Origin of the sequence: Rudaea sp., from assembly GCF_036383415.1 — a bacterium.
Classification (GTDB): domain Bacteria; phylum Pseudomonadota; class Gammaproteobacteria; order Xanthomonadales; family Rhodanobacteraceae; genus Rudaea.
Window position 1 is genome coordinate 1 of record NZ_DASVOK010000403.1, and the last position, 1,644, is coordinate 1,644.

Sequence of the window (1,644 nt, forward strand, 5' to 3'; positions counted from 1 at the left end):
CATCGATCCGCCGACGACGATCAGCATTGGCACGGCGACGCTGCGCGCCATGCCGGACGCAACGGCCATCGATCTGCTCATCGATGCCGCCGACCACGCGCTGTACGCGGCCAAGCAGGCTGGGCGCAACCAGGTGCAAGCTTTCCGTCAAACTTGACTTCGTCGAGCGCGGACTTACGCTGGTCGCGTCTCCACTGATTTCCAAACCGCCATGGGCGAAACGATACAGATCGGCACGACACGCACGCAGTGCATCAGCGCCTATGTCGCCAAACCCGCCGGCGCGCCCAAGGGCGGCATTGTCGTCGTGCAGGAAATCTTCGGCGTCAACGCGCATATGCGCAGCGTCGCCGACCGTTTCGCGGAACACGGCTACGTCGCGATCGCGCCTGCATTCTTCGACCACATCGAGCACCGCGTCGAACTCGACTACGACCCGGCGAGCTGGACACGTGCGCGCGAACTCGTCGCGCAGACACCGTTCGATCGGGTGATCGAGGACGTCGCCAGCGCCGCCTCTTCGATCGCATCGGCGGGAAAGATCGGCGTGGTCGGCTACTGCTGGGGCGGCACCGTCGCGATGCTCGCAGCAATGCGCCTTGGCCTGCCCGCGGTCAGCTACTACGGCGCGCGCAACGTCAACTTCCTGCACGAGCCGCTGCGCGCGCCGGCCATTTTTCATTTCGGCGAACGCGATCATTCGATCCCGCCCGAGGCGATAGCGCGCCATCGCGCCGAACTGCATTTCGCCGACGAGGTGCCGCCCGCACTGCGCGAGCTGGAAATCTACACTTACCCCGCCGATCACGCCTTCAACCGCGACGCGACCGCATCGAGCTACGACGACGCCAGCGCTGCGCTCGCGCTCGAACGCACGCTCGCTTTCTTCGCGCGGCATCTGGGCGGCACGTGATGGCCGCCGCGGCATTCGAACTGCACGCGCAACTCGCGGCGGACACGCACTTCGTCCGCGACCTCGAACTCGCGCGCGTGCTGTTGATGGACGACATGCGCTTTCCGTGGCTGATCCTCGTACCACGGCGGGCCGGCATGCGCGACTGGATCGACCTGCCGCATGCGGAACAGCACCGGCTGCTCGATGAAGTCGAGTTCTGCTCGCATGCGCTGCGCGCGCTCGTGCGACCGGACAAGCTCAACGTCGCCGCGCTCGGCAACATGGTCCCGCAACTGCACGTGCACGTCGTCGCGCGTCATGTCGGCGATGCAGCGTGGCCGAAACCGGTGTGGGGCATTGGCGAGCGTGTGCCCTACCCGACTGCCGCGCTCGCGGCACGCAAAGCGGAACTGCTCGCGCAGATCGAACCCGCAGCGCGCGGATGAACGACATCGGCATCGAATGGCTCGGCGATCGCGCGCTGCTGCTGCGCGTCGGCACGGGCATCGATGGCGCGCTCAACGCTTGCGTGCACGCCGTGGCGCGCGCGCTGCACGCGGCGCAATTGCCGGGCGTGATCGATATCGTGCCCGCCTATGCCAGCGTCGCCGTGCACTACGACCCGCGGGCGTGGAATGACCTCGAATCCGATCGGCCACCCGGCGAGCAATTGGCGCGGCGCGTACTCAAGACAGCCCTCTCATCCGTCGACCTGGTCGCTCCGACACAGGAGAGAGAGAACGTTTTGG

Annotated in this window: 4 protein-coding genes; all 4 read left to right on the plus strand. The window is 66.6% G+C overall.

The window, feature by feature from the left end; translation table 11 throughout:
* Positions 1-25: 25 nt before the first annotated feature.
* On the plus strand, positions 26-157 hold the full coding sequence (locus VF497_RS18545; protein ID WP_414706916.1) for a hypothetical protein: 132 nt from the start codon (positions 26-28) through the stop codon (positions 155-157).
* 54 nt (positions 158-211) lie between these two features.
* Entirely contained in the window at positions 212-913 is a 702-nt protein-coding gene (locus tag VF497_RS14765) for a dienelactone hydrolase family protein (protein ID WP_330890045.1), read from the plus strand.
* Complete coding sequence (locus VF497_RS14770) at positions 913-1,341, plus strand: HIT domain-containing protein (protein ID WP_330890047.1); 429 nt, start codon at positions 913-915, stop codon at positions 1,339-1,341. Before VF497_RS14765 ends, VF497_RS14770 begins: the two co-directional genes overlap by 1 nt.
* A partial coding sequence (locus VF497_RS14775; protein WP_330890049.1) for a carboxyltransferase domain-containing protein occupies positions 1,338-1,644 on the plus strand: 307 nt, incomplete at its 3' end. The genes VF497_RS14770 and VF497_RS14775, both read left to right, overlap by 4 nt.

Bases quoted from the DNA above. Each gene is read 5' to 3' on its own strand.
- VF497_RS14765 (WP_330890045.1), top strand. From the start codon at position 212: ATGGGCGAAACGATACAGATCGGCACGACACGCACGCAGTGCATCAGC.
- VF497_RS14770 (WP_330890047.1), top strand. From the start codon at position 913: ATGGCCGCCGCGGCATTCGAACTGCACGCGCAACTCGCGGCGGACACG.